General features: G+C 33.9%; 2 protein-coding genes. Both read left to right on the forward strand.

Annotation, left to right across the window (positions count from 1 at the left end):
• Positions 1-568, forward strand: a 568-nt coding sequence (locus ACE3PD_RS08435) for a site-specific integrase (protein WP_374401436.1), incomplete at its 5' end; no start/stop codon positions are given.
• Positions 569-894: 326 nt separating this feature from the next.
• Complete coding sequence (locus ACE3PD_RS08440) at positions 895-1,803, forward strand: hypothetical protein (protein ID WP_374401437.1); 909 nt, start codon at positions 895-897, stop codon at positions 1,801-1,803.
• The last annotated feature ends 108 nt before the right edge of the window (positions 1,804-1,911 follow it).

The following is a 1,911-nucleotide window of genomic DNA, read 5'->3' on the forward strand; positions in this document are numbered from 1 at the left end:
ATTCGAGGCGATTATCAATTATAAACTAGATGAAAAATCAAAGGCAAGTGTATATCGCGATATGTTTATCTTTTCAATTTTCGCAGGAGGATTACGATTCAGTGATGTATTAGAATTTCAAGTAAAACACTTCAATGAAGAGGAGAGAAGAATACAAAAAGTAATTCGCAAAACAGGAAGAATGCATCAGTTTAAAATAGGTCAGTTAGCATTGGACATCATCAACAAGTACAAAAAGAAAGATGCAGAACAAGATGACTTTATATTCCCTGTAATCACAAATAAAGAGCTCTATTTAAAGAATGATGAATACCGTTATACTTTTATAGAAAGTGCCAATAAAGCAGCTAATTTTCAATTACAGCGCATAGCAAAGAAATTAGAAATTCCAGTAAAAGTAACGTTCCACATAAGCCGACATACCTTTGCAACAAACGCATTAAACAATGGAATGCGAATAGAGCACGTTTCAAAACTAATGGACCACCGCGATATCAGCACAACCCAAGTATATGCTAAAATCATTTCGGAAGAATTAGACAAAGCAGTCGACAACTACATCTACTAAAACAGAACGAGAGTAAATTTTTCAAAAAATTACTCTCGTTTTCTTTTTCGAAGGTAAATTTTACTCTTTTTTACTATCGAAATCCAAAACCCTAGCAAATACAAGCCCTCGCAATTTTGTTAAAAACTTGTGCGAAAAACAACGCAAAGCGGTACTGAATTTGTTCTAATTTTAGGCATCCCAAATAGTAAAAAACTTCCAAAATCATATTGAAATTTACTTGAAGTATACCTGAACTTCAAGCAATTATACCATTTCAAGTCGTGACATTGGAAAAAGTGTAACCAAATAACAAATAATGAACAAATTTAACACCGGCAAAAAACGTGAACTTGAAAGGGCAAAACATCAAAAAATCATTATTCTCAGAATGGAGAACCATCGACACAGCACAAAGTGCAGCTTCTATTTTTGACATTACGCACGACCAGGAACCCACACTGGAAAACTATTGTATTGCTTTACTCGAAAAAGTATTTACAATCCCACAATCCCAACTACCTGAATTCATTAACTACCAACTCCAACTTGCCCAAGACGGTAACACCTGGTTAAATAAGTTCGAAAAATTATTAGCCAACAATGAAGAACTATTCTTTAGCCAAAAGGCACTGAGTAGATTCAATAAATTGTACAACATTATCGAGAAAAAACGAACGGAGCTGCAATCTTCGAGCGTAAAAGAAACCAAACAAAGTACTCCGAAAAGGTTAATCAATGCCGAATCAGAAGATCGTTATTTTTCATTTTTTGAAATCAAACATCAAGTCGAAAAAATGGATTCTTTCAATGAGCAAATCTTGTTTTTAAACGAAGAAATTTTCGAATATAAACAAGCCGACATCATTTCAATCAACAACAAGCTGCAAGCTTATGACCAGCAATGCGTTCAATTCATTGAAAAATTACAAACGCTTCGCAAAATGCGTTCCGAAATTGAGAAGGAAAAAGAACTAGAACTGGAGAAAAAACTAATAACTAAAAAGCTAAAATTCAACGGAAATCTGAACCAATTAGTAGACATATTCTACCAATTAAGTCGTGAATTATTTGTTGATGGAAAATCATTTATTGATGCTTCCAATGGTGACATAGTAAATATGATCGTCAATAACTTCATCGACAAAGACAACAACGAAATAAGTCCCCAAACAGTCGAAACCATCCTCAAACCATCACGTGGCGATAAACGACCAAAGACCCACAAACGAATAGACCTCGATAACTTACTCTAAAAAATAATAGTCCCTTGGGACCCGATTGGGACTAAGGGACTTTTTTTTACTTCACAATTTTGCTCCATAAACTTTTAAAAACTACGAAAATGGAAGCAATTATTTTAA

The organism is Flavobacterium sp. (assembly GCF_041911335.1).
Lineage (GTDB): Bacteria > Bacteroidota > Bacteroidia > Flavobacteriales > Flavobacteriaceae > Flavobacterium.